Raw genomic sequence first — 2,676 nt, forward strand, 5'->3', positions numbered from 1 at the left:
ATTAGCAACTTATCAGATGCATCGATGTGCGATAGGAGTATTTTTAATACGAAGAATGGTATTTGAGATAGGATTTCATGTTGTGCACGCTATTTCTTAAATACGATATCGGGATGCCATATTGAAATTACACTAGCCCGCCGAACAATACTGGAGAGCCTACATTGCATCGGAGAATTGGGTGGATGGCGTCAAGCAGTGCCATTGCAAACGAACTAACTGAAGCAAGGCTTGGCAATATAAATCGCCATACTGAAAAACTTCATTTGACCTGATAATCACCGACATTAAGTTGGATAACTGGCAGGCCAAGTAAGAACCGCCGCGAATAATTATTGCTATTCGCTGCTATTTTTATAAAATAACTCACGTGCCAAAAGTCTTTGAATCTGGGTATTCATGTCGTTGGGCGACGTCTCACGCTTATGTCTGAATTCTCCGTGCTCAACAATATTCATGGGTAATACTTTAGACATGTACTGACACCATGCAATAAATATATCAGGCATCATAAATGCACGTACTTTTTCATCAGCAGGCCCTTCGAATACTTTTTTTACAAAGTCCTTAAAACGCGCTGAACTGATTTCACCGCCTTCAATTCCTTCGGGTAGATGCTGCTTTAAGCTGTTCGGCAACACAGTCCTGAAGTGCTGTAGAAAACTAGGCTTCACTTCTGAGATATCCTTCGCATATTGTATGAATGCGGCCTGCGAACTGAGTATCGCGTCGGCATTACGCCGCATTCCATCTTCCGAGTAGTAACCATATTTTGATCTGTCAGCATTAAGGTAAATTTCCTCGACGCTATTCGGAATGGCTAAATGTGATAACTCATGTTGCAAGGTCTCCTGCAGCTGACCGGCTCTATTGATTGGCGATAAAAATGCTGATGTGGTCAGGTGAAGCTTACCTCGCTTCGGGCCATCTTCATATGTGTATGCCGTGATCACGCTAGCAAATAACGAAGCTTCCTGGGGAACGCCATCCGCATGTTCTTGCGGATTATATCGGTACTGTATGCCCTCCGGACTGACCGAAGCCGATATAACACAAATTATATCGGTCCTGATGGGGTTAGTCACTTTCTTAAATCTCACCAGTATTCGTTCTACTTTCTGTTTATAAGCATCTGTTAGCCCTTCAGGTTTTACGTGAAAAAATGCAGAGGCGTGCATCCAGAATTCCAGAGGAGAGTCTTTCGACCAGTTAGCCAACTGTTCCGCAAGACGATGACTATTGACGTAGGCGGTATTAATGTCGTCTGCAAAGTATGGCCCATACATACTACTTATTTCAGATATACCTCTTGCATGTGTCTTGAATGTCCAGCCGCCAACCTTGGCAAAACTCGACGTTAAAGCAGGACCAAATACTGTTCTCCATAGGCGGGTTGTGACGCTTTGCTGTGGCATGACGTAATCGGTTTGATAGTTATTATCCAAGTGGTCTAATATTATTTTTTTTCGCCATAAACTTTTAGGAGTTGACGATAAGTGTGCTGATTTTCGCAGAGTTGCAGACTCGTATCACAGACCTCGTTAAGCGCCTCGGTCTCTCCTCCAAAATCGTCAAAGGATTCTGCAGCTAACTGCGACTTCATTTTGTCCCAAAAAATCTTAACGCCGTCCAACTGATACTCAGTTAAAGTATTACCTCCCCAATCTAAAGACTTCATTTTATTTATTGTCTCGGACAAATCTAAATCCGGGTTATCGGTCATACGGGTGATTAAGGCGTTGAAATGTCGTGCCAGTTGGGGATTCGCAGGGAATGCACTTTGAATTTTTTCAGCATCGCGAACAATTTCTAGCCGCAATAGCGAACGCTCATAATAAGGACGTGTTTCAACATCCAATGCAACCAGTCGCCTTATTGCAGTTGTGCGCTCGGACTCCGACGGTAATGCTACAATGTTCAGGCCCTCCGTGCTACAACTTGCTTGGAGACTATCGGGCAGTGCACGCCGCAACCGGCATCGCTTTTCGTCAAATTCGTCGTTGGAGAGCACTTCAAATGCATTTTTTCGGTCTGGGCCGTGGCGATATCTGGTGCGCCCACTTTTATCTTGAAAACTAAAAATAAATTGCTCGCTATTAGTATTATCAGCGTACATGATTGGCTCTGACCATCCTTCAGGCAAATTGAAGCCTCGTTGTAACGCCTCCTGATAAGAAGTTACACCGCTCGGAAGCGTGGGCTTAGGCGTAATCAAATGATTATTCGATATCTGCCAAGTGGCGCCGTCATATTGCATATCAAGGCGCAGGTCTTCCGGCATCGACTCGCCAATAATACAGCGCTCATTAGTTGGTAGTAATTGCCTCTCAACCAAATAAAATTCATCTTCAATTTTGATGTATTCACGATCTCCAACGCTGTGCACACCCAGATCCAACTGCTCCGGCAAATGATCAAAGAAACTTTGGTATTTAATCTGCCTGACTTCTTTGATGAGCTTGTTGTTGTACAACATATCCGAGACGCGCGCTGAGGATGAGTGCAGAGGAAAATTCTGCGTAAAGGAATTCAGTATTTGCGGATCGTCGTCAATCAGATGTCTATATCCCCGAAGCCATTGATCGGTTTGCTTTTCCAATTGTCTTTCCGCTTCGTTCCATAGGTAACCCACTTTTTTGCCAGAATTGCTAACGTCCATGACCAAATATATCGGCC

Annotated in this window: 2 protein-coding genes; both read right to left on the reverse strand. The window is 44.0% G+C overall.

Translation table 11 applies throughout. From position 1 onward, the window contains the following. Window positions 1-338 precede the first annotated feature (338 nt). A complete protein-coding gene (locus tag QN379_RS23245; protein ID WP_323507740.1) occupies window positions 339-1,415 on the reverse strand; it encodes a hypothetical protein in 1,077 nt (358 codons plus the stop codon). A 41-nt stretch (window positions 1,416-1,456) separates the two neighbouring features. Beyond that, a complete protein-coding gene (locus QN379_RS23250) occupies window positions 1,457-2,476 on the reverse strand; it encodes a hypothetical protein (protein ID WP_323507741.1) in 1,020 nt (339 codons plus the stop codon). Window positions 2,477-2,676: the final 200 nt, after the last annotated feature.

Source organism: Glaciimonas sp. Gout2, assembly GCF_035018905.1.
GTDB lineage: Bacteria > Pseudomonadota > Gammaproteobacteria > Burkholderiales > Burkholderiaceae_D > Glaciimonas.